At 60.2% G+C, this 21907-nt stretch carries 15 protein-coding genes; 5 read left to right on the forward strand and 10 right to left on the reverse strand.

The features are described 5' to 3' along the window. The 4 genes from ligA to CPA59_RS18210 all read right to left on the reverse strand — a co-directional run bounded on the left by ligA (window position 1) and on the right by CPA59_RS18210 (window position 7918). The gene (gene ligA / locus CPA59_RS18195) at window positions 1-2052 is read right to left on the reverse strand and encodes an NAD-dependent DNA ligase LigA (protein WP_049853854.1); all 2052 of its coding nucleotides are present in this window, start codon (window positions 2050-2052) and stop codon (window positions 1-3) included. An 11-nt stretch (window positions 2053-2063) separates the two neighbouring features. Further along, a complete protein-coding gene (hldE, locus tag CPA59_RS18200) occupies window positions 2064-3491 on the reverse strand; it encodes a bifunctional D-glycero-beta-D-manno-heptose-7-phosphate kinase/D-glycero-beta-D-manno-heptose 1-phosphate adenylyltransferase HldE (protein WP_038920083.1) in 1428 nt (475 codons plus the stop codon). Window positions 3492-3624: 133 nt separating this feature from the next. Then, window positions 3625-6474 carry a bifunctional [glutamate--ammonia ligase]-adenylyl-L-tyrosine phosphorylase/[glutamate--ammonia-ligase] adenylyltransferase gene (gene glnE / locus CPA59_RS18205; protein ID WP_107760302.1) on the reverse strand — a complete coding sequence of 950 codons (2850 nt, stop codon included), beginning with the start codon at window positions 6472-6474 and terminating at the stop codon, window positions 3625-3627. 112 nt (window positions 6475-6586) lie between these two features. Further along, window positions 6587-7918 (reverse strand): inorganic triphosphatase, encoded by a 1332-nt coding sequence (locus CPA59_RS18210; protein WP_107760304.1) that lies wholly within the window; start codon window positions 7916-7918, stop codon window positions 6587-6589. Window positions 7919-8225: 307 nt separating this feature from the next. Between CPA59_RS18210 and CPA59_RS18215 the strand changes: the two genes are divergently transcribed. Then, window positions 8226-8846 carry a TIGR04211 family SH3 domain-containing protein gene (locus CPA59_RS18215; RefSeq protein WP_107760885.1) on the forward strand — a complete coding sequence of 207 codons (621 nt, stop codon included), beginning with the start codon at window positions 8226-8228 and terminating at the stop codon, window positions 8844-8846. 151 nt (window positions 8847-8997) lie between these two features. Next, window positions 8998-10245: a multifunctional CCA addition/repair protein gene (locus CPA59_RS18220; protein WP_107760306.1), complete on the forward strand. Its 1248-nt coding sequence runs from the start codon at window positions 8998-9000 to the stop codon at window positions 10243-10245. A gap of 48 nt (window positions 10246-10293) precedes the next feature. Here the strand turns inward: CPA59_RS18220 and bacA are convergent, their stop codons facing one another. After that, window positions 10294-11115, reverse strand: coding sequence for an undecaprenyl-diphosphate phosphatase (gene bacA / locus CPA59_RS18225; protein ID WP_038666142.1), 822 nt, complete (start codon window positions 11113-11115; stop codon window positions 10294-10296). Between the two features lie 175 nt (window positions 11116-11290). Then, the gene (folB, locus tag CPA59_RS18230; RefSeq protein WP_038666140.1) at window positions 11291-11653 is read right to left on the reverse strand and encodes a bifunctional dihydroneopterin aldolase/7,8-dihydroneopterin epimerase; all 363 of its coding nucleotides are present in this window, start codon (window positions 11651-11653) and stop codon (window positions 11291-11293) included. A 107-nt stretch (window positions 11654-11760) separates the two neighbouring features. Between folB and plsY the strand changes: the two genes are divergently transcribed. After that, window positions 11761-12402: a glycerol-3-phosphate 1-O-acyltransferase PlsY gene (gene plsY / locus CPA59_RS18235; protein ID WP_159077958.1), complete on the forward strand. Its 642-nt coding sequence runs from the start codon at window positions 11761-11763 to the stop codon at window positions 12400-12402. Between the two features lie 70 nt (window positions 12403-12472). On the opposite strand, the gene CPA59_RS18240 is transcribed toward plsY, so the two are convergent. Further along, window positions 12473-14059 (reverse strand): methyl-accepting chemotaxis protein, encoded by a 1587-nt coding sequence (locus CPA59_RS18240; protein ID WP_107760310.1) that lies wholly within the window; start codon window positions 14057-14059, stop codon window positions 12473-12475. A 314-nt stretch (window positions 14060-14373) separates the two neighbouring features. On the opposite strand from CPA59_RS18240, the gene ppa reads away from it, so the two are divergent. Beyond that, window positions 14374-14904: an inorganic diphosphatase gene (gene ppa / locus CPA59_RS18245; protein ID WP_038666134.1), complete on the forward strand. Its 531-nt coding sequence runs from the start codon at window positions 14374-14376 to the stop codon at window positions 14902-14904. 74 nt (window positions 14905-14978) lie between these two features. On the opposite strand, the gene CPA59_RS18250 is transcribed toward ppa, so the two are convergent. From CPA59_RS18250 to CPA59_RS18260, 3 genes are read right to left on the reverse strand one after another with little or no spacing between them, the layout of a single operon-like run. Then, window positions 14979-15326: a gamma-glutamylcyclotransferase gene (locus tag CPA59_RS18250; RefSeq protein ID WP_038920089.1), complete on the reverse strand. Its 348-nt coding sequence runs from the start codon at window positions 15324-15326 to the stop codon at window positions 14979-14981. Window positions 15327-15328: 2 nt separating this feature from the next. Beyond that, window positions 15329-19084, reverse strand: a complete 3756-nt coding sequence (locus CPA59_RS18255; RefSeq protein WP_107760312.1) for a translocation/assembly module TamB domain-containing protein — start codon at window positions 19082-19084, stop codon at window positions 15329-15331. Then, the gene (locus tag CPA59_RS18260) at window positions 19081-20817 is read right to left on the reverse strand and encodes an autotransporter assembly complex family protein (RefSeq protein WP_107760315.1); all 1737 of its coding nucleotides are present in this window, start codon (window positions 20815-20817) and stop codon (window positions 19081-19083) included. The genes CPA59_RS18255 and CPA59_RS18260 overlap by 4 nt, the downstream gene beginning before the upstream one ends. 384 nt (window positions 20818-21201) lie before the next feature. On the opposite strand from CPA59_RS18260, the gene msrA reads away from it, so the two are divergent. Next, window positions 21202-21840, forward strand: a complete 639-nt coding sequence (msrA, locus tag CPA59_RS18265; RefSeq protein ID WP_038921109.1) for a peptide-methionine (S)-S-oxide reductase MsrA — start codon at window positions 21202-21204, stop codon at window positions 21838-21840. The last annotated feature ends 67 nt before the right edge of the window (window positions 21841-21907 follow it).

Raw genomic sequence — 21907 nt, forward strand, 5'->3', positions numbered from 1 at the left:
TCACCCCAGCAGGCGCATCATTTCCGCTTCATCGATGACCTCAATGCCCAGCTCCTGCGCTTTGGTCAGCTTGGAACCGGCCGCTTCGCCCGCGATCACCAGATCGGTTTTCTTCGACACGCTGCCGCTGACCTTCGCCCCCAACGCCGTGAGGCGATCTTTGGCTTCGTCACGGGATAATAGCGTCAGCGAGCCGGTCAATACCACGGTTTTTCCGGCGAACGGGCTATCCGAAGCCTCAACATCCACCACTACCGGGGCCGGCCAGTGAATGCCAATACTCTCGCTGATCAAGTCCTGAATCACCTGTTGATTGTGCGCTTCATCAAGAAAATTACGCACATGGGTCGCCACCACGATGCCGACGTCCTGCACCTGCTGTAGCGCCTCCAGATCGGCGGACTGCAATGCCTCCAGCGTACCGAAATGCGACGCCAGACTGGCGGCGGTCGCCTCACCGACATCGCGGATCCCCAACGCATACAGGAAACGGGCAAAGGTGGTGGATTTGGCTTTATTCAGCGCATTCACCAGATTCTGCGCCGATTTCGGCCCCATACGGTCAAGTCCGGTAAGAATACCAGCGCTCAGGCGAAACAGGTCCGCCGGCGTCTTGACGTACTCTTTCTCCACCAGTTGGTCGATAATCTTATCGCCCATCCCTTCCACATCCAGCGCGCGACGGGAAACGAAGTGCTTCAACGCTTCTTTACGCTGCGCGCCGCAGAACAGGCCGCCGGTGCAACGGGTCACCACTTCGCCGTCTACCCGCTCCAATTCTGAACCGCACACCGGGCACTGCTCAGGAAACACCACCGGGCGGGCATCCGCCGGGCGCTCGGACAGCACCACGCTGACAATCTGCGGGATCACATCGCCGGCGCGTCTTACTGCAACCCGGTCGCCAATCTGAATCCCCAGACGCTCGATTTCATCGGCATTGTGCAGCGTGGCGTTGCTGACCACCACCCCGGCGACGGCGACCGGCTCCAGCCGCGCCACCGGCGTAATCGCGCCGGTACGGCCGACCTGAAATTCAACGTCGCGCAGCCAGGTCAACTGCTCCTGCGCCGGGAACTTGAACGCCACCGCCCAGCGCGGCGCACGAGCGACAAACCCCAGCCGTTCCTGCAGCGTCAGCTCGTTGACCTTAATCACCACGCCGTCGATGTCGAACCCCAGCGTCTCGCGTTCCTGTTCCACCTGACGGTAGAAATCCAGCACCGCATCGCTGCCGGTACACAGGCGGATGCGGTCGCTGACCGGCAGCCCCCAGTCCCGGAACTGCATCAGCCGCTGCCAGTGGGTGTCCGGCAGGGTTCCGCCTTCCACCATCCCAACGCCATAGCACAGAAAGGTCAACGGGCGGGTAGCGGTGATGCGCGGGTCCAGTTGACGCAACGAACCGGCCGCGGCATTCCGCGGGTTGGCGAACACCTTGCCGCCGGTACGGCGCGCTTCCTCATTCAGGGCTTCGAATCCCTTGTGTTTCATGAACACTTCGCCGCGCACTTCAAGCCGTTCCGGGATGTTGTCGCCGCGCAGACGCAACGGAATCGCGCCGACGGTGCGAATATTGGCGGTAATATTCTCGCCGGTGGTGCCATCGCCGCGCGTCGCCGCGCGCACCAACAGACCGTTTTCATACAGCAGGCTGACCGCCAGACCGTCGAGCTTCAGTTCACAGCAAAATGCCAACTCGCCATCATTTTTCAGACGGTCGTTGATACGTTTGCTGAACGCCAGAAAACTGGTCTCGTCGAAGACGTTATCCAGCGACAGCATCGGCACTTCATGCGCTATCGTGTCAAACGCATCCAGCGGCGCAGCGCCGACCCGCTGGGTCGGCGAATCGGGCGTCACCAGTTCAGGATGCACCTGCTCCAGCGTTTTCAGCGCATTCATCAGCTTGTCGTATTCCGCGTCGGGAATTTCCGGCGCATCCTCGACATGATATTTGTACTCGTGATAGCGCAGTTGAGCGCGCAGCGCTTCAATCTGCACCGACACGGTGGAGATATCGTCGGCAGGCTTCGACTCTTTTTCCAACATAAGCGCGCCCGTCAGTCTCTGGCTTTGATGGTGTTGATGATATTGGTGGTCGAGCAGCCGTCTTCAAAGTTCAGCACCCGCACCTCGCCGCCATTGGCCCATACTTCCTTGCTGCCGGCGATGTCTTCCGGCTTGTAGTCGCCGCCCTTCACCAGAATATCCGGCAGGACTTCGCTAATCAGGCGTTGCGGCGTGTCTTCCTCGAACGGCACCACCCAGTCCACGGCTTCCAGCGCGCCCAGCACGATCATACGCTGCGTCAGCGGATTGACCGGACGGCTCGGCCCTTTCAGGCGTTTGGTGGAGTCATCGCTGTTCACCGCCACAATCAGGCGATCGCCCAGACGGCGCGCATTAGCCAGATAGGAGACGTGTCCGGCGTGCAGAATATCGAAACACCCGTTAGTCATGACCACCGTTTCGCCACGCTGACGCGCCAGCGCCACCGCGTCTTTCAGCTGTGCTTCGGTCATGACGCCAAAGCCGGTGTCGGCACGGCCGCGAATGGCGTTTTCCAGCTCGATCGGCGTTACCGTCGAAGTACCGAGTTTGCCGACCACCACGCCGGCCGCCGCGTTGGCCAGGAAGCAGGCTTCCTCCAGCGGTTTGCCCGCCGCCAGCGCCGCCGCCAGCACGCCAATTACGGTATCGCCGGCGCCGGTGACGTCATACACTTCCTGCGCCTGCGTCGGCAGATGCAACGGCGCTTTGCCCGGTTGCAGCAACGTCATGCCCTGCTCGGAACGGGTGACCAGCAGCGCAGACAGATCCAGCTCCGCCAGCAGCTTCACGCCGCGTTCCACCAGATCGTTTTCATCTTTGCAGCGCCCAGCCACCGCTTCGAACTCAGACAGGTTCGGCGTCAGCAGAGTCGCACCGCGATAACGGTTGAAATCGGTGCCTTTCGGGTCGATCAGCACCGGCACGCCGGCGGCTCTGGCGGTCTGGATCATGCTCTGTACATGCACCAGCGCCCCTTTGGCGTAGTCGGACAGCACCAGCGCGCCGATTTTCGGCAATGCCTGCTGGATGCGTTCAATCATCGGCTGCGGATCGACGCTGTCGAACCCTTCCTCAAAGTCGAGGCGGATCAGTTGCTGGTTGCGCGACAGCACACGCAGCTTGGTGATGGTCGGATGGGTGGGAACGGAAACGAAGTCGCATTTGACGTTGACTTCGTTCAGTTTGGCGCTCAGGGCGCGGGCGGCATCATCGATGCCGGTCAACCCCACCAGACGCGAACCCGCTCCCAGCGCGGCGATGTTCATCGCCACGTTGGCCGCGCCGCCGGGACGTTCTTCGATGGTATCCACCTTGACCACCGGCACCGGCGCTTCCGGCGAAATACGGCTGGTCGGGCCGTACCAGTAGCGGTCCAGCATTACGTCACCCACAACCAGAACACCGGCGTGGCGAAAATCAGGTAGCGTTACTTTCATTCCCTGGCTCCAAAAACAGGTTCATTTTTAACGCGCGCTATACTATCACATTCAACTACCACACCATCACACTCAACTACCACACTCACCGGGTAGCCACAGCGCCCTGGTGGGCCGTTTTGCGCGGCGCGTCTCACTCCAGCCACTTTTGCCAGCTCTGTTGCACCTGCCGCCGCTCGGCGCTGAAACGATCCTGACCAACGCGGCCGGGCAGTTCCTGCAACGCCAGATGATGGATTTCATCGCGCAGGGTGATGTAAGCCAGCCGTAAAGCGTCAGCCTCTTCTTCCGCCATCACGCCGTGGCGGGCCAGCAGTTCCAGAATGCGCACGTTATCGGACCAGCGCGTCAGCCGCGGCTCCTGCGCCGCGTAACGCAGCACCAGATACTGGGCGATGAACTCAATATCGGTGATACCGCCGGCGTCGGCCTTGATATCAAACCCCGGGTCTTTGCTGGCGTGGTGCTGACGCATTTTTTCCCGCATTTCCCGCACTTCGGTACGCAGCGCATCGCCATCGCGCTCACGACACAGAATCCGCTGGCGAATCTGCTCAAACTGCTGCTGAATAGCGGGTTCGCCATACACCACCCGGGCGCGCACCAGCGCCTGATGTTCCCAGGTCCAGGCTTCATTGCGCTGATAATCCTCGAACGCCGCCACGGTGCTCACCAGCATCCCCGCCGCTCCCGATGGCCTTAAACGGGCGTCGACCTCATACAAGATGCCGGACGAGGTGCGGGTGCTGAACAGGTGCATCACGCGCTGGGCCAGCCGCAAATAGAACTGACGGCCGTCGATGCTGCGTTCGCCATCGGTCGCCACGTTATCCGGGCAATCGATCAGGAACACCAGATCAAGGTCGGAACTGTAGCCCAACTCCCAGCCGCCCAGCTTGCCGTACCCCACCACGGCGAACCCGCGCCCGGAATGAGAATGCAGGTGGGCAGGCTGGCCGTAACGCGCCACCATCTGGTTCCACGCCTGCTGTACCACGGCGGCGATGATCGCCTCCGCCAGATAAGTTAAGTGATCGCTCACTTTCATGACCGGCAGCGCGCCGACAATATCCGCCGCCGCGATGCGCAGATGCTGCGCCTGCTTGAACTGACGCAACGCTTCCAGTTGCTGCTCTTCGTCCTCTTCCGGCACGCGCATCAGGTATTGACGCAATTCGTCGGCGTACGCATTCAGCGCGGTCGGTTGGTACAAGCTAGCCGGGTCCAGCAGTTCATCCAGCAGCAACGGATAACGCGCCAGCTGGCTGGCTATCATCGGCGACACGGCGCACAGACGAATCAGTTGCGTCAGCGCCGGGCGCGACTCCAGCAACAGTTCCAGATAGGTGGTACGGGTGACGATACCCAGCAACAGCGGCGTCAGGCGCGCCACGATGACGTCGGCGTTGGCGTGACCGCAGGCCTGCGCCAGCAACGCCGGCATCAGTTGGTCAAGCACATCGCGCCCGCGCGGCCCGATGGTACGGCGGGATAAATCAGCGCGAAAATCCGTCACCCGCGCCAACAGCCGTTCGCACACCTCCGGGGTCAGGTCAGGCGCCAACGTCGCCAGGTCGGTACTATCCAGGCCATCCTGCCACAGGCTGCTGTAATGGCTGTGTTCCGGGGTTTCGCTGCCGTCGGGCGCGTCATCGCCAATCAGCTCATGGAACACCGCACGCACCGCATGCATCTGCTGATGTAAGCGTTCACTCAGTTGCAACCAGTCGTCGCAGCGCATCCCCCACGCCAGCCGCGCCTGATTAAGCGGGTCTTCCGGCAGGGTTTGCGTTTGTTCGTCGGCGATTGATTGCAACAGGTTTTCCAGCCGACGCAAAAACAGATAAGCCTCGCGCAGTTGAGCCGCCTGCGCCGGGGTCAACAGCCCCAGCTCGCCGACCTGCGTCAGCGTCGGCAGCAGAGAGCGCCCCTGCAACGTGGGCTCGCGGCCGCCGCGAATCAGTTGAAACACCTGGGTGATGAACTCCACTTCGCGGATGCCGCCCGCTCCCAGCTTGATGTTGTTGCGCAGGTCTCGTCGCCGCACTTCGCGGGCGATCATGCTCTTCATGTTGCGCAGCGATTGAATCACGCTGAAATCGATATAGCGGCGGAACACGAACGGCCGCAACATGCGGATCAACTCCTGGCTGTAATGGTCGTCATCGCCGCCCATCAATCGGGCTTTGACCATCGCATACCGCTCCCAGTCGCGCCCCTGTTCCTGATAGTAATCTTCCAGCGCGGCGAAGCTCATCACCAGCGGGCCGCTGTCGCCAAACGGCCGCAGGCGCATGTCCACCCGGTAAACGAAGCCGTCCACGGTCGGCTGGTCCAACGCTTTGATCAGCCGCTGGCCGAGGCGGGTAAAGAACTGGGCGTTATCCAGCTCCCGGCGTCCGCCGCGGGTCTGGCCGTTTTCCGGATAGGCGAAAATCAGGTCGATATCCGAGGAAAAATTCAGCTCGCCGCCGCCGAGTTTGCCCATGCCCAGAATCAGCAATGGCTGAGGCTCGCCCGCCGCATTGCACGGCGTGCCCCACTCGCGGCAGCAGGCGTCATACAACCACTGGCGGGCGGCGACGATCAACACCTCCGCCAGAACGCTCAGTTGCTGCAATGTCTGCACGGTGGTGCTGAGCTGCAGCCATTGCCCCCAGGCGATGCGCGTCAGGATGCGGCGGCGGAACAGGCGCAGCGCCTGCATTAACGCCGCTTCATCGCTGACGCCGCTCAACGTCTGCGATAGCCAGTCCGCATACTGCCGCCACTCTTCCGGCTGGGGCGGCTGCCGCACCATCTCCTGCCGCCACTCCGGATAGCGCGCCAGCGCGTCGCTAACGAACTCGCTGCAAATCAGCACTGCCATCGCCTCATCGGCCAGAGGCGTCGGATCGGAAGTCAACAGACGTTCCGCCTCATGGCGCGCCTGTTCGGTCAGTGGTTCAGACAGCGGAAACAACGATGCGGGATGACAGGTCATGGCGATATCCTTGCACAGCTGCCCCGTCAGGCAGCTTCAATAAAATGTTGAACCGGGGTTATCCGCCTTGCCGGTGCCGGAAAAGCGATAACCCCGAAGCGCGACAGGCGGATTACTGGCCGCTGTGCAGCCAGAACGGCGGCTGTTCGAGCACCTGCTTGCGGCAGTGCTCCAGTTCGCTGGGTATACTCTGGCCGGCGGACAGCGCTTCAATCAGTTGCATCAGCTCACGCCACGGCTGCAGATAGCGGTGGGCCTCCTCCGGCGGATAAGAGCCGCCCAGCAGCAAAAAGGCGTACACGCCTCGCTGCAAGCGCGGCAATTGCTGGGCGTAATGCAACGCATCCAGCGCATGGCTGAATACGGCTTTCAGTTCAGCCAGCCCGCGGCTCATCATGATATCGGCAAAGCGCTTCCAGGAACTCTGCAACCGCATCAGCTCACGGTTGTCCATGTAGCCGCGCCAGCCGTGTTTTACCAACCACGAGGTCAGAATCAGTTTGCCCTTCAGGTAATCGGCGCTGTAGCAGAGCGTACCCGCCGTTTCCGTACGCTCGATCCCCTCTTCAAGATGGGTCAACGCCGCACGGAATTCCGAGGTTATCTTACGCGGCACCACGCCCCCGACCAGCACCAGCAGTTCCCGCATCATCGCGCCGGCTTCCAGCAACGCCTGGCGTGCCGCATTATCGCCGCGCGCCCACAGTTCCTCATGGTATTGCCAGTGACTGAACGCATATTCCAGTCCGGCGGCAATGCCCTGATCGAGCGTCATTTTCGGCTCCACCGGCAGAAAACCCAGCTCGCTGCGCGGCCGGGCCGGATTGCCTTTCGCCAGATGATAGCCGCGGGCGGCTTTGCTCAGGCTCCCTTGCCGTAAGCCGCCGATGTCGGCCAGTTCGCTGGCGAACGCCAGCAAATCCGCGGTGCGACCGTTTTTCAGCTCCAGTTCCAGTTCGCACAGCGGTTCGACGAATTCGCCGGCGCTGACCTCGCCCTGATCAATGGCGATCTCAATCAGGCTCTGATGGTGGGACACCACCCAGGCTTCCCGCTGAAAATCGGTGCTGAACAGCGGCTGCAACGCCAGAGCCAGCGCATCGATATCGCAATCCTCCGGCCAAATCTCCGCAGGCAGCAGACGAATATCCAGTTGCGGCCCGGGCAGATCCACGTTGTATTCCGGGTGTTGATGTAATCCGCCCACCACTTTCCCCGCGGTCTTCACCGTCATCTCATAACGGCCGTTTTCACCGCGGATACGCAGCCCAATGCCATGCCGGCGCAGATAAGCGTCGGCGGTCTCGTAATAAATATTCGCCAGTTGACGGGTATGCAGATGGTTGCTGTGCCCCACGTCGCTCTGCCAGTTTTTCAGGCCCTGTTTGACCGTCTCCACCGCATCGGGGTGAATGATAAATTTTAACTCGATCTCTTCGCTCATAGTCTTGCACTACCGGATATTGCGGAAATGTCGCCAGTAAATAACATTTTATCTCAGGTTGCCACTTTTGCGGCATGGCGTCGCAAACGCCCTGCGAGCGTTCTCACAAGGCGTATGCAACCGGTTTTCGCCATCGCCGAATTTTGGCTATGCTTGAGTCCTCATCACGAATTAACCAACGCACTGATTTACAAAACCAAGTTTACAAAACCAAGAGTAAGACTGTTCCCATTCAGGTTTGCCGGCGGCATCGTCAGACTGGGCGCGCTAACCGCAGAATCTCAATGAACTTAATATATTGAATATGATGAATAAATTACCCTTGTTCCTTGCCGCGATCCTGGGCCTGTCCACAACATTGGGCCTGCATGCGGAAGAAAAACGCTACATCTCCGATGAACTTGTCACCTACACCCGCAGCGGTCCGGGCAACCAGTATCGTATCGTCGGCACGTTGAATGCCGGTGAAGCCGTGACGCTCATCAGCGCCAACGACGGTGCCGGTTACGCACAGATTCGTGACGAAAAAGGCCGCACCAGCTGGATTCAGCTTGACCAGCTCAGCCAGACGCCCAGCCTGAAAACCCGGGTGCCGGAACTGGAAAATCAGGTCAAGACGCTGACGGACAAGCTTAACAGCGTCGATCAGGACTGGAACCAGCGCACCGTCGACCTGCGCCAGAAAGTCGCCGCCAGTGACGGTACCCTTTCCTCTTTGCAAAAAGAAAATCAGGCGCTGAAAACCCAGTTGGAAGTGGCGCAGAAAAAACTTGAGGTAGCCAACCTGCAATTGGACGACAAGCAGCGCACGCTGATCATGCAGTGGTTTATGTACGGCGGAGGCGTGGCGGGCGGTGGTTTGGTGTTGGGGCTGCTGTTGCCGCACCTGTTGCCCAGACGCAAAAAGAACGACCGTTGGATGGGGTAACACCTGAACACCGGCTCGCCAGCCGCACGGACGCCCCGTTGTGTTCGAGAGGATGTTAATCAACAATAACCGAAATTATCGTTAACTATCATTTCGGTTACGGTTGGTTATTATTTCAATTATCGACACAGCCTAACATCGGGAGCCGGGTTTGAAGATTTACCTTGTAGGGGGCGCAGTGCGCGACGGCCTGTTGGGCAGGCCGGTCACCGAACGCGATTGGGTGGTGGTCGGCGCCACGCCGGAAATGCTGTTGCAGCAAGGCTACCAGCAGGTCGGGCGGGATTTCCCGGTTTTCCTGCACCCGGAGAGCAAAGAGGAGTATGCGCTGGCGCGTACCGAGCGCAAATCCGGCAATGGGTATACCGGGTTTACCTGCCAGGCTACGCCGGACATCACGCTGGAAGAGGATCTGCAACGGCGCGATCTGACCATCAACGCCATCGCGCAGGATGAAGACGGGCGGTTGATTGACCCTTACGACGGTCAGCGTGATTTGCAAAATCGGCTCCTGCGCCATGTATCCGGCGCCTTCAGCGAAGATCCGCTGCGGGTGCTGCGGGTCGCGCGCTTCGCCGCCCGTTATGCCCACCTCGGTTTTCTGATTGCCGAAGAAACCCTGAACCTGATGCAGACGATGACCCGCAACGGCGAGCTGGATTTCCTGACGCCGGAACGGGTGTGGAAAGAAACGGAAAAAGCCCTCGCCACTCAGGATCCGCAGGTCTATTTTCAGGTGCTGCGCGACTGCGGCGCGCTGGCGGTGCTGTTCCCCGAAGTCGACAGTCTTTACGGCGTGCCGGCTCCCGCCCAATGGCATCCGGAAATCGACACCGGCATCCACGTGATGATGAGTCTGGCGATGGCCGCCCGCCTCAGCCCGGCGCTTGATATCCGCTTCGCCACCCTGTGTCACGATCTCGGTAAAGGATTGACGCCGCCGGAACTGTGGCCGCGCCATCATGGTCACGGCCCGGCCGGCGTGCCGCTGGTGGAGGCCTTGTGCCAGCGATTGCGGGTGCCTAACGCGCTGCGCGATCTGGCCTGTCTGGTGGCCGAATACCATGATGTGGTCCACACCGTGCAGATACTGCAGCCCAAAACCCTGCTGAAGCTGTTTGACGCCATCGATGTCTGGCGCAAACCCCAGCGTCTGGAACAGTTGCTCCTCGCCAGCGAGGCGGACGCACGCGGGCGGGCCGGACTGGAGCAACAGCCCTATCCGCAGGGAGACTATCTGCGTGAAGCCTTTGCTGCCGCCAGCAGTATAACCAGCGCGGAAGTGGTGGCGGCCGGATTCCAGCATGCCGCGATCAGGGAAGAGTTGCAGCGCCGTCGCTGCGCCGCGTTGGAACAATGGAAAGCCCGGCGCGCCGAAGCTGCCGGGCCGGCATCATAAGCACATAACACCATTATCGTCGGGATGCATCGGTGCATCCCGGCGGCATTACATCAGCACCAGCCACACCACGGCCGCCACGATGAAGCGATAAATGGCGAACGGCACGAAAGAGATGCGCTTAATCAGTTGCAGGAAAGTCTTGATGGCGATCATCGCCACCACAAACGCGGTCAAGAAACCGGTAGCGAACATCGGCAGGTCGGACAGCGACAGGAAATGCCAGCTTTTGTACAAATCCAGCCCGCTCGCGCCCAGCATAATCGGCACCGCAAGAATAAAGGAGAATTCGGACGCCGCGTAGCGATTGACCCCGACCAACATCCCGCCGGAAATGGTCGCGCCGGAACGCGAGAACCCCGGCCACAGCGCCAGACACTGAAAACAGCCAATCAGGAACGCCTGAAGATAGCTGATGTCATCCAGCCCTTCCGCCTTCGCTTTTTTCGGTTTAAACCACTCCGCCAGCAGCAACAGCACGCCCCCGACCACCAGCGCGTAAGTCACGGTAACCGGATTGAACAGCGACTTGATGAAGTCATGCAACACCAGCCCCAATACCACGGCGGGGATCATCGCCAGCACGATGTGCGCCAGCGTCAGATGGCCTTTGCCGCGCCCTTCATGCTGCGGCGGTTGCCCGAAATGAATGCCGATCAAACCGAACATTCTCCGCCAGAACACCACTACCACCGCCAGGATCGACCCCAACTGGATGATGACTTCAAAGGTCTTGGCGGTGTCGCCCTCGAACCCCAGCCAGTGACCGACAATGATCATATGCCCGGTGGATGACACCGGCAGAAATTCGGTGAGCCCTTCCACCACCCCAAGAATGAACGCCACCAGCAACGAATGCAGATCCGCCATCGACCGTTAACTCCCTACCTGCCACATAAAAAAGCGGCCTTGCCGTCAGCAAGCCGCAACGTATAAAGCACATCGAAGATGTCCCACGCTTTGGGGACCAACTTAAAATAGAGATATTATCTTTTGATTACCTTAAGAAGGGTCTGTGTTTGCGCCGAAATGATCGCCAACCGATTCATGCTGACGGACGGACGCCGCGTTCAATCACCACGCCCACGCTGCGCGCCTGCGCTACCGCGCCGGGCTTGCTGACCTTCAGCCGCAGCCAGGGAATGCCGAAGCGCTGCATCAGTGTGGCCGCCACCTCTTCAGCCACCCGCTCCACCAGCGCAAATCGCCCGCCGGCGACCAGTTCAATCACCGCCTCGCTGACATCGGCATAGCTCAGGCAATCGGCTACGTCGTCGCTGGCGGCGGCCGGGCGGTTATCCCAGGCCATTTCGATATCGAACATCAACTTCTGCTGGATGGTCTGTTCCCAGTCATAAACACCGATGGTGGTGATTACGCTCAGTTCTTCAATAAACACGATATCCATCACGTCATCCCCTGTTTTTGCCGCCGCCGGATACCACTTCCGGCAGAAAGTGCGTATTATCCACAGATGCTGAACTTAAAACGACCTTTATTGGACGGAAGCCGTTTATGAGTGTTATCGCGCCCGGAATGATTATCGTCGCGTATCTGTGTGGCTCGATCTCCAGTGCGATTCTGATTTGTCGCATCGCCGGTTTGCCCGATCCGCGCGAACACGGTTCCGGCAACCCTGGCGCCACCAATGTGCTACGCATCGGCGGTAAAACCGCGGCCGCTGCCGTACTGGTTTTTGACGTTCTTAAAGGCATGCTGCCGGTGTGGGGCGCTTACGCGCTGGGCAGTTCACCGCTGTATCTCGGCCTGACGGCCATCGCCGCCTGTCTGGGCCATATTTACCCGATTTTTTTTCGCTTCCACGGCGGCAAAGGGGTCGCTACCGCGTTTGGCGCCATCGCGCCTATCGGTTGGGATCTGACCGGCCTGATGACCGGCACCTGGCTCCTGACCGTGCTGCTGAGCGGCTATTCCTCGCTGGGGGCGATTATCAGTGCGCTGATCGCACCGTTCTACGTCTGGTGGTTCAAGCCCCAGTTCACCTTTCCGGTAGCCATGCTCTCCTGCCTGATCCTGATGCGGCATCACGATAACATCCAGCGGCTGTGGCGCGGTCAGGAAAGCAAGATCTGGAAAAAGCTGCGTCGCAAACACCATTCGACGGACGATACGCCAGATAAACACGACGTATCCTGAGCGTAAAAAAAGCGGCCTTAATTGGCCGCTTCGTTTTTTATCAGGTTAGAGGTGGTCTTCCCGGTTTTAATCAGTAACGTCCTAACGCTGCCAGAGCTTGCTGTTCCAGCCGGAACTGAGCCATGCTGGCCGCCAGTTCGCGCGCCTGCTCTTCCAGCGAGCGGGTCGCCGCCGCCGACTCTTCTACCAGCGATGCGTTCTGCTGCGCCACCGAATCCATCTGCGACACCGCCAGGTTTACCTGCTCAATGCCATTGCTCTGTTCACGGGTCGCGGTGGAAATTTCACGCATCAGGGTGGTCACCTGCGACACCGACGACGCCACGTCACTCATGGTTTCGCCGGCGACGCGGGCGATTTCGGCGCCTTCGTTGACCTGCGTTTGCGAATCCTGCATCAGCACCTTGATCTCTCTGGCCGACTGAGCGCTGCGCTGCGCCAGACTACGCACCTCGCCCGCCACCACGGCGAAACCGCGGCCCTGCTCGCCGGCGCGCGCCGCTTCCACCGCCGCATTCAGCGCCAGAATATTGGTCTGGAAAGCGATGCCGTCGATCATCGTCAGAATGTCGGCCACCCGTGCCGCCGTAGCGGAGATCAGCTGCATTTTGTCCAGCATCTGATCAACGGCCTGGCTGCCTTTCGTGGCGGTATCGGATACCCGCTGCGCCAGCAGATAAGCCTGATCGGCGCTATCGGCGTTCAGCTTCACGGTGGAAGCCAGCTGTTCCATGCTGGCGGCGGTTTGTTCCAGCGACGCGGCGGACTCTTCGGTACGTTCCGCCAGATGACTGTTGCCGGACGCCAGCTCGCTGGTGCCGACATCAATCTGGCTGCCGGCGTCGCGCACGCGGCCCACCGCCACGGCGAGGGAGTGCTGCATGGATTTCATCGCCCGAATCAGCCGGCCGATTTCGTTGTTGCCGCCGTCTTCAATGGTGCGCGACAAATCGCCTTGCGCAATCACCTCAAGCTGCCGTACCGCGCCGTCCAGCGGGCGCAAAAACACCTGACGGATCGCCCACCATGCCAACACCGCCAGCAACAGCGCCACCGCAAATACCATCCCCATCGACCACAGGCGGCCATAAGCCAGTTCGTCCGCCTGCTGCAACATAGTTTCTCCCACCTGCAGCGCAAAATCGCGGAAATCGGCAATAGAAGTATCCATGCCGATGCTGAGCGCCGGCAGGGTATCCTGCATCAGAGAATAATAGTCATCCAGATTGTCTTTCTTCAGCGCGGCGATCATCGGCGTCATGCCCTGACGATCGTAGGCTTCATACGCGACTTTGACATGCTCGGCCATTTCGGCGCCGCGTTTGGTCACGGTGCCATACGCCAGAAACCGCGCCATCTCCCGGCGCGACGCCTCGGCATAATTTTCCACGCGCCCCACGGTTTCCTTCGCCTTGTCGATCAAACCGATTTCATACAGCCTGACTGCCTGAGCCGCAGCGGTGCGGGCACGCAACGTGGCGGTATAGCTTGACGACAGCGCGCTCAGTTCTTTCCCCTGAATTTTATCGATAGACAGTAGCGAGCGGTTCCCCTGACTGATCGCGCTGGTGCCGATTCCAACGACAATCGCCAGCAGCACCAGCATGATGCCCACCAGCGCTAGCAGGCCATGCTTGACCGTAATGTTCTTTAGCATCCGTACTCTCCCTTGTGATTCAAAATAATAAAAAGCAGCAAATAAATAAGATGGCGTAGTCCAGTACGACGCACCATGCCGGTACATCGCGGAACACGCCGGGTGACACGATTCAGGATCCACGTTTATCGGAATCCTGCCGTTGTTCTTTAATTAGATTAATTATTTAATTTCCATTGATTAGGCTTATGGGAATCCGATACGGCAACCGGCAAACAGACGCAATGCGCCCAGCCTAAAAAATCACGACTTTCGCCATCAGTTGGCTATAATGAGCGCCACTCCATTCTGGTTTGAAGAAGAAGGAAACCGACATGAGTTTGAATACGGTACCGGCGGGCAAAGACCTTCCGGAAGATATCTATGTAGTGATCGAAATCCCTGCCAACTCTGATCCGATCAAGTACGAAGTGGACAAGGAAACCGGCGCCCTGTTCGTAGACCGCTTTATGTCTACCGCCATGTTCTATCCGTGCAACTACGGCTACGTCAACAACACGCTGTCTCTGGACGGCGACCCGGTTGACGTTCTGGTGCCGACCCCGTATCCGCTGCAGCCGGGTTCAGTGATCCGCTGCCGTCCGGTTGGCGTACTGAAAATGACCGACGAATCCGGCGAAGACGCTAAAGTGGTGGCGGTACCGCACACCAAACTGAGCAAAGAGTACGATCACATCAAAGACGTGAACGACCTGCCGGAGCTGCTGCGCGCCCAGATCGGCCATTTCTTCGAGCACTATAAAGACTTGGAAAAAGGCAAATGGGTGAAAGTGGACGGCTGGGCCGACGCCGCCGCCGCAAAAGCTGAAATCCTGACGTCTTTCGAACGCGCCAAAAATAAATAAGGCTATTCTGCCGGTTGCAGCACGCGCGAACCGGCAATGCCAGAAACAAAAACACCGCCGAGGCGGTGTTTTTTTTACTGCTCTTCGTTACGCTTCAACCAGTCGCCGCTGGCGATGCGGCGCAGACCGGTAACCGGGCGCTGATACAGGTAGATCCAGGCGCTACCGAAAGGCGTGGCGATAAGCTCACGCTGGTAAACGCCGTCTCCCCGCTTCAGTTCATCCAATTCGGTCAGAATAGACGAACTGATGCGGTACACTTCGCAGTAAATCTCTCCTTTGCCTGCAACCGCCGCCGGGTAGTGTCCCAGATCGTACAGCTCATACCCTTCAAGCTGATGATCCCCTAACCACTGAGCGTTGGTCATCCAATGACTGTTTCCCTGTTTGCGCCGTAAACTGCCGTAGACAATAATTCGCATTGCTAAAACTCGAACTGATAGAGCACATCAAGCGCCTGATTCACACCAGACACCGCTTCCAGATATAGTTTTGGCATTAAACGGTAACGTAAGGTTAACGTTGCCAATGAATCGAACAGGCCGACACCATACTTGACCTGTAGGCCCGGAAGGACGTAACCGCTGACAACCACCTGCGATTTGTCGCCAACCCCCTGTGTATCCAGAGCTAAATTGCTTACGCCAAAGGCCTCGCCGATTTTACCCACAACTTGACCACTTTGTGCAACCCCCAAACCGATCAGGGCCGATGTCATCATCGAACTATCCGTTCCGCTGCTGTTCAGTCCCTGGCCGCGCAACAGGTAGGACAAGGCCTCTTCCTGAGATAAGGTCGGGTCGGAGAACACTTCCAGCTTAGGCGCGGTGGCCGTGCCAGTTACCCGCACGCCGACCGTCACGCTGTCTGCGGTATTGTCCGGATTGCGGATCGCCTCGATATTCAGCACCGGTAGCGTCGGCGGGCCGGAGAACAGCAACTGTCCCTTGCGCACCTGCAGATCCTGACCATACGCCTTGAAACGCCCTTCCGGCATCGAAATCTGGCCGTTCAGGCCCAGCCCCTGCGTGTCCTGCGTGACTTTCAAATCGCCGCTCAGCCGGGCGCGCAGGCCATAGGCGTCGAGCCAGACATCATCGCCCACCCGCACGATCAGGTTGCTGGCAATCGGAATCGAACTGGCGGCGGTCGGCATCGGGCGTCGCCGTTCATCCAGAATAACCTCATCCGACGACACATCCACCGCGCTGGCCGGCATGTCATGCACTACGATTCGCGCCCAGGGGATCGTCACCGTGCCGTTGAGCGTCAGCAACTGCGGCGTCGCCTCGAACACAATATCCGGCGACACATCCAGTCGCGCCATCGGCGGCACCGTCACCCGCATGCGGTCGCCGTTGACGGCGATGCGCGCCCGCCAGGCTTCAGGCACCGACCAGTCGGCGTTCCCCGCCAAATTAATCTGCCCTTGCGTGGTGCGAAATACGCCCTGCAACGTCGACGACATGCCGTTGAACAACAGCGCCAGCCGCCCGCTGGTCAAATCCACCGGCATCCAACTGCCGTCCACGTCAAGATTATCCAGCGTCATCTGCCCGAACACCTGCGGGCGTTGCAGGTCGCCCCCCAGCCGCAGATCGGCATTAACGACCCCGGCCGCCTTCTCGTTCTGGCGCAGAATCGGCCGCAGCAGATCGAGCGACAACGCGTTTAACGTCACCGTACCGCTCAGGCTACGGCGTCGCTGCGGGTCGGCAATCTGTACGTCGCCCCGAAAACGGCCATTGCCCTGAATCCCCATCAGCCATGCCAGCCGCGCCTGCCCTCGCTGCAACCCGGCCTCCAGCGTCAGCGTATCAAAGGCCACCGGCAGCGTACCGCCCTGCACCTGCTGACGCACGGTTACGCCATTGCCGGCCAGCGCGACGTGGGCTTCCGGCAGACCGCCGTTTGCCTGCCAGCTAACCTGAGCGTTGCCGGTAATCGTGCCGTTGACCGCCGTCTGCTGGCCGATAAAGGGTTTCAGCATCGCCAGATTAAACCGGTTCAGATTGACGCTCGCCTTGCCGCTGGCGCCCGCCTCGATCGGCTGCGGCACGCACAGCTCGGCATCCGGGTTACGCCAGCAATGCGCGCCCACCGTGACTTTCTGCGCCGCCGCCTGATAAACCAGCGACATCGCCGGCGCCAGCCGCCACTCGCCGACCGGGGTTTCAAAGCGCGTATCGCTGAGTTCCCCCTGCCAGCGCTGCTGCGCACGGTCGAAATGACCGCTCAACAACAACTGACCGCCTATCGGCTCACCGTTCATGGTCAAACGCAACTGGTGTTGGTTTTCGTCGCCGGTAGCGCGCACATTCAGGGACGCCAGACGCAGGTCGCCCTGCGCCAGTTGCTGTAGCTGCAATGTCAGCGTGCCGTGCACCTGTTTATACGACTGCACATCGCCATTGAGTGTCAGTTTGCCAAGGCTTAGTTCCTGCCAGCGCAGCGCCGTGGCATTGATTTCCGTCTGCAACTGCGGCGCGTCGCGTTTGCCGCTCAGTCGCAATTTCCCCATCACCTGCCCGCCCAGACCCGGCAGAATCCCGTTGAGCGACGGCGCGTTGATATCGCCGTTCAGCCGCCACTGGTCGCTTAGCTCACCCTGCAGCGTCAGTTGGTTACGCCCCAACGCCAGCGTCACGCCTGGAATCGACCACTGGCCGCCGGCGTTGCCGCTCAGCGCCCCTTTGACCATCACCTTGTTCTGCCGTACCTGCCCGTCCAGCGCCAGCTGCGGCACGTCCAGTTGCCACGTCTCGCCCGCCAGACTGCCGCGGGTGGTCAACGATCCTTCCAGCCGCGCCGGCCACTCCGGCCATTGCTGTGCGGTATTGATGCCTTTCAGGGTCAGGTTGCTGTTCCAGCTGATTGCATCGCGCCAGTCCAACTGGCCGGAGATATCCGCCGTGCCCTGCAACGCGGCCAGCCGCAATCGCGTCAGCGCGAACTGCTGCTCACTGCCGTTGCCCTCCAGCGTCAACGTGCCGGGCGGTAACTCGCGGCCGCGAATATCGCCCCGCAGGGCCAACGAGTAATCGGTGGCTTTGCCGCCGATGTTCAGTTGTACGTCGTTGAACTGATATTGGGCGTCGCCGGTCAGCGGCCAGCGCAGTTGCGGGCTGTGCAGGCTGATATTCAAAGGTAGTCCCGGCTCGGCCAGCGCGGTTTGGATATCCAGTTGCGCCCGCTGCGGGCCGGACAAGTTCATCGCCAGCCGCAACTGCTGGCGCAGACTGCCTTCGGCCGTCAGTCGCAGCCGTTCGCCTTTGAACGGGTCGCGGTTCAGAATGCCGTTAACGTTGAGCGTTACCGGCCAGTCGCCGGCCAGCCGGGCCTCGCCGTGGGCGTACAATGCGCCTTGCGGCGACTGTACCGTCAGCTGTTGCAACGTCAGCGTCTGCTGCCGGGTGGCGGCCTGCAACTGAAAACGGGAAAGGGTCACCGGCTGGCCGCCCAGAATCTGCCACGACTCGCCGCGCAAATCGGCGATGGTGAGATCCAACGGCAGCGTAAATTCAGGCATCGCCGGCAACAGCGGTGCGGCAAACAGGGTGCGCAGCGTCTCACCCAGCGGTTGCGGTTTACCCGCAGTCGCCGGCGGCGTGGACGGCGTTTTCGGGGCGGCAGGCAGCGCCACGGTGAGGCCCGATACCTGCGTCGGCAGCAGCGTCAGCGACCGCCCCTGCCAGTTCAGGCCGGTTTGCAGCAACGACAGCGACACATCGGCGCCATCGACAGTAATACGGCTGTTGCTCAGGTTTACACGGCGCAGCAGCACTGCCACCGGCGCGCTGATTTCGGTCACCGGCGCCGCCTGCGCCACCGGCTCGGGTTCAGCAGGCGGCATATCGCTGGTATTGATCGCCACCGTCAGATTTTGCAACGATAGGTCGTCCAGACACAGTTGGCTGCGCCACAGGCAATCCGGCGCCAGCGCCAGATGCAGATTGTCCGTCTGCACGGTCACGCCGGGCATTTGATAGCGTACCGCTTTCAGCGTCAAATCGCGCCAGCCGCCCTCGACCTGCCCTATTTCCAGCCCCGGCACCCAGCGCACGGCGGCGCTGAGTAACAGATGCAACCCCGGCGTCGTGGTCACCAGCAACACCACCGCCAGCAACAACGCCAGCACGCCAGCCATCAGGCCAATTCCGGCTTTTTTCATCCTGCTCATAACTCCGGCCCCAGCCCGATATAAAACTGCAATCCGTGTTTGTCGTCATCCCCAATCGGCCGGGCGATATCGAATTTGATCGGCCCCACCGGCGACGCCCAACGCACGCCGATGCCGGCACCGGTCTTGAGGTTGGTGCGCGTCAGATCGTTGACGGCCTCGCCGCTGTCCACAAACACCGCGCCCCACCATTTTCCGGTGACGTTGTACTGGTATTCCAGCGAACCGGTTGCCAGTTTTGAGGCCCCGGTGAGTTTGCCGTCGCTGTCGCGCGGAGAAACGGACTTGTATTTATAGCCGCGAATGCTGCGATCGCCGCCGGCGAAGAAACGCAGCGACGGCGGTACGCGGGAGAAGCTGCCGGTTTCAATCCAGCCCAGATTGGCGCGCGCCACGAAGCGGTGTTTTTCCGCCAGCGATCGGATCCAGACGTTCTGGGCCTGAAACACCGCAAAATCGATATCCGAGCCCCACAGGGTATTGGAGACATCCACCGAATAGCGCTGGGTATCGCCCCAGTCGGGCATCAGCCCGCCCCGCTGCCGGGTACGGTTAAAGCTGAGGCCGGGGTATATCAGCATGGTGGTGTTGGTGACGTTGGCCTGGGTAAAGTGATCCAGCGTCCAGCGCAGGTTGACCGCCCGCTGCCAGCCGCTGGACAGCTCCCAGTAACGCGCCAGGTTGAGCGACGTCGAGTCGGACTGGGTATCGTTGAGATCTTCGCGCTTGAAACCGCCCTGCACCAGATAGTATTGCTCCAGCGGACTTTTCAGCAGCGGAATCTTGTAGCTCAGATCCAGTTGCTGCTCCGGCGCGGACAGACTCAGGCTGCTTTCCAGGCTGTGACCGTAAGAATTGACCCAGGGTCTTTTCCAGGTGGTTTTCAGCCGCGGCCCGACATCGGTGGCGTAGCCGACACCGGTTTCCACGCTGTTGCGGGTGCGCGGCGTCAGCACCGCATCCAGCGGCAGCACTTTACTCTGGCGGCCCTGTTCGAAATCGGGCGCCACCACCACCGAATTGAACCAGCCGGTAGCGGACAGACGTCGGTTAAACTCCCCCAGCTGTTCCGCAGAGTAGACATCGCCCTCCTGAAACGGCACCAGATTGTGCAGATAAGCCGACTGGATCTGGGAACCGCGAAAGTTGACCTTGCCGAAGCGATAACGCGTGCCGCTGTCGTAGTCAATATCCCACCAGGCCTGATGGGTGGACGGCATCACGCCCAGTTGGCTTTTATTGAAGCGGCCGTCAAAGTACCCCTTTCGCATCGACAGGGTGCCGAGTTCGCTTTTGAAATCATCGTAAGCGCCGTGATTGAGGATACTGCCTTCGGCGGGGCGATGCTGTCTCACCAGTTTTTGATAGTCTTCATCACTCTGCGCGCCGCCGCGAATGGCAATGCTGGAGCCGGCGATTTTCACTGGTTCCCCCGGCTTGACGGTCACCTTCAGCACCGGACGGCCGCGCCCCTGCGCCGGGATAAACTCAAAGCGGACCTCCGGGTCGTAGTAACCCAGCGCGCGCAACCCTTTGCGGATCGCTTCATCGACCCGGGCGCGGAAACGGCCATCGGCGTTGACTTCATCTGGCGTGATGGTGGAAAGACGGGCACGTACATTTTTCTGCAGTTCGCCCTCCAGCCCGGTGAGCTGCAGGCGCACGTTCGATGCGGCAAGCGCCGGCGCCGCCATCAGCAGCAGACTTCCGAGTCCCAACATGCGGCAGAACATGACGCCGCGACGGCAAAATTTGTTTTTTGTCCTGATAAAAATTGTCACTTAACTTCCCGGCAGTGTCAGCAGAATCGACGTATTTTCTGATTAACCACAGACAAGTATGCCTGTAACGGTGCTGTTAACTATAGATAGTCGTCGCCATGCAGACAACGCTATCGCCCTGAAAACCCCCATCGCTGATGTCGGACATCGCCAGTCGACGGGCAGGTCTGACGGTCTCCGGATGCCGACCATACGTGCGCCTATCGTTGCAACGCGCCGCCCGACGCCAGCATCGCTGTCATATTGCCGTGCTATTTCGCCATAAAGACAGAGCGCATTAACTCGGTTATGCTCTGAAAGTATGAAACACAGGGTGATAATCAGGAGCCAAACGTGATAGCGAATTTTGATAAGACACAGCTGATCGGCCAGTCGGACGCCCTGCCGGGCCGCACCACACCGATGCCGGTCGCCCGTCTGCATGTGGTGAATCAGCATTCCATGACCCATGTGCCGGATCACATGGAGGTGGCGATCTTCGCCATGGGCTGCTTCTGGGGCGTGGAACGGCTGTTCTGGCAACAGTCCGGGGTGTACAGCACTGCGTCCGGGTATTGCGGCGGCTATACCCCCAACCCCACTTACCGGGAAGTATGCACCGGCAAAACCGGCCACGCGGAAGCCGTGCGGGTGGTGTTTGATCCTGCGGTGGTGAGTTACCCGCAGTTACTGCAACTGTTTTGGGAAAATCATAACCCGGCGCAAGGCATGCGACAGGGCAACGACATCGGTACGCAGTATCGTTCCGCTCTCTATACGTTAACCCCGGAGCAGGAAACCGCGGCGAAAGAGAGCTACCAGCGCTTCCAGCAGGCCATGCGCGATGCGGGCGAGAACCGCGACATCACTACGGAAATCCAGCCCGCCGGGCCGTTTTACTACGCCGAAGACGAGCACCAGCAATACCTGCACAAGAACCCGAACGGCTATTGTGGGCTGGGCGGCATCGGGGTTTGCCTGCCCCCGCAGGGGTGAAACTGGCGGCGATTTAACCTCGCCTGCTATACTGGGCGACCACGGGCCGGCTTCCGGCCCCTGTTGC

The organism is Dickeya sp. Secpp 1600 (genome assembly GCF_003049805.1).
Lineage (GTDB): Bacteria > Pseudomonadota > Gammaproteobacteria > Enterobacterales > Enterobacteriaceae > Dickeya > Dickeya fangzhongdai.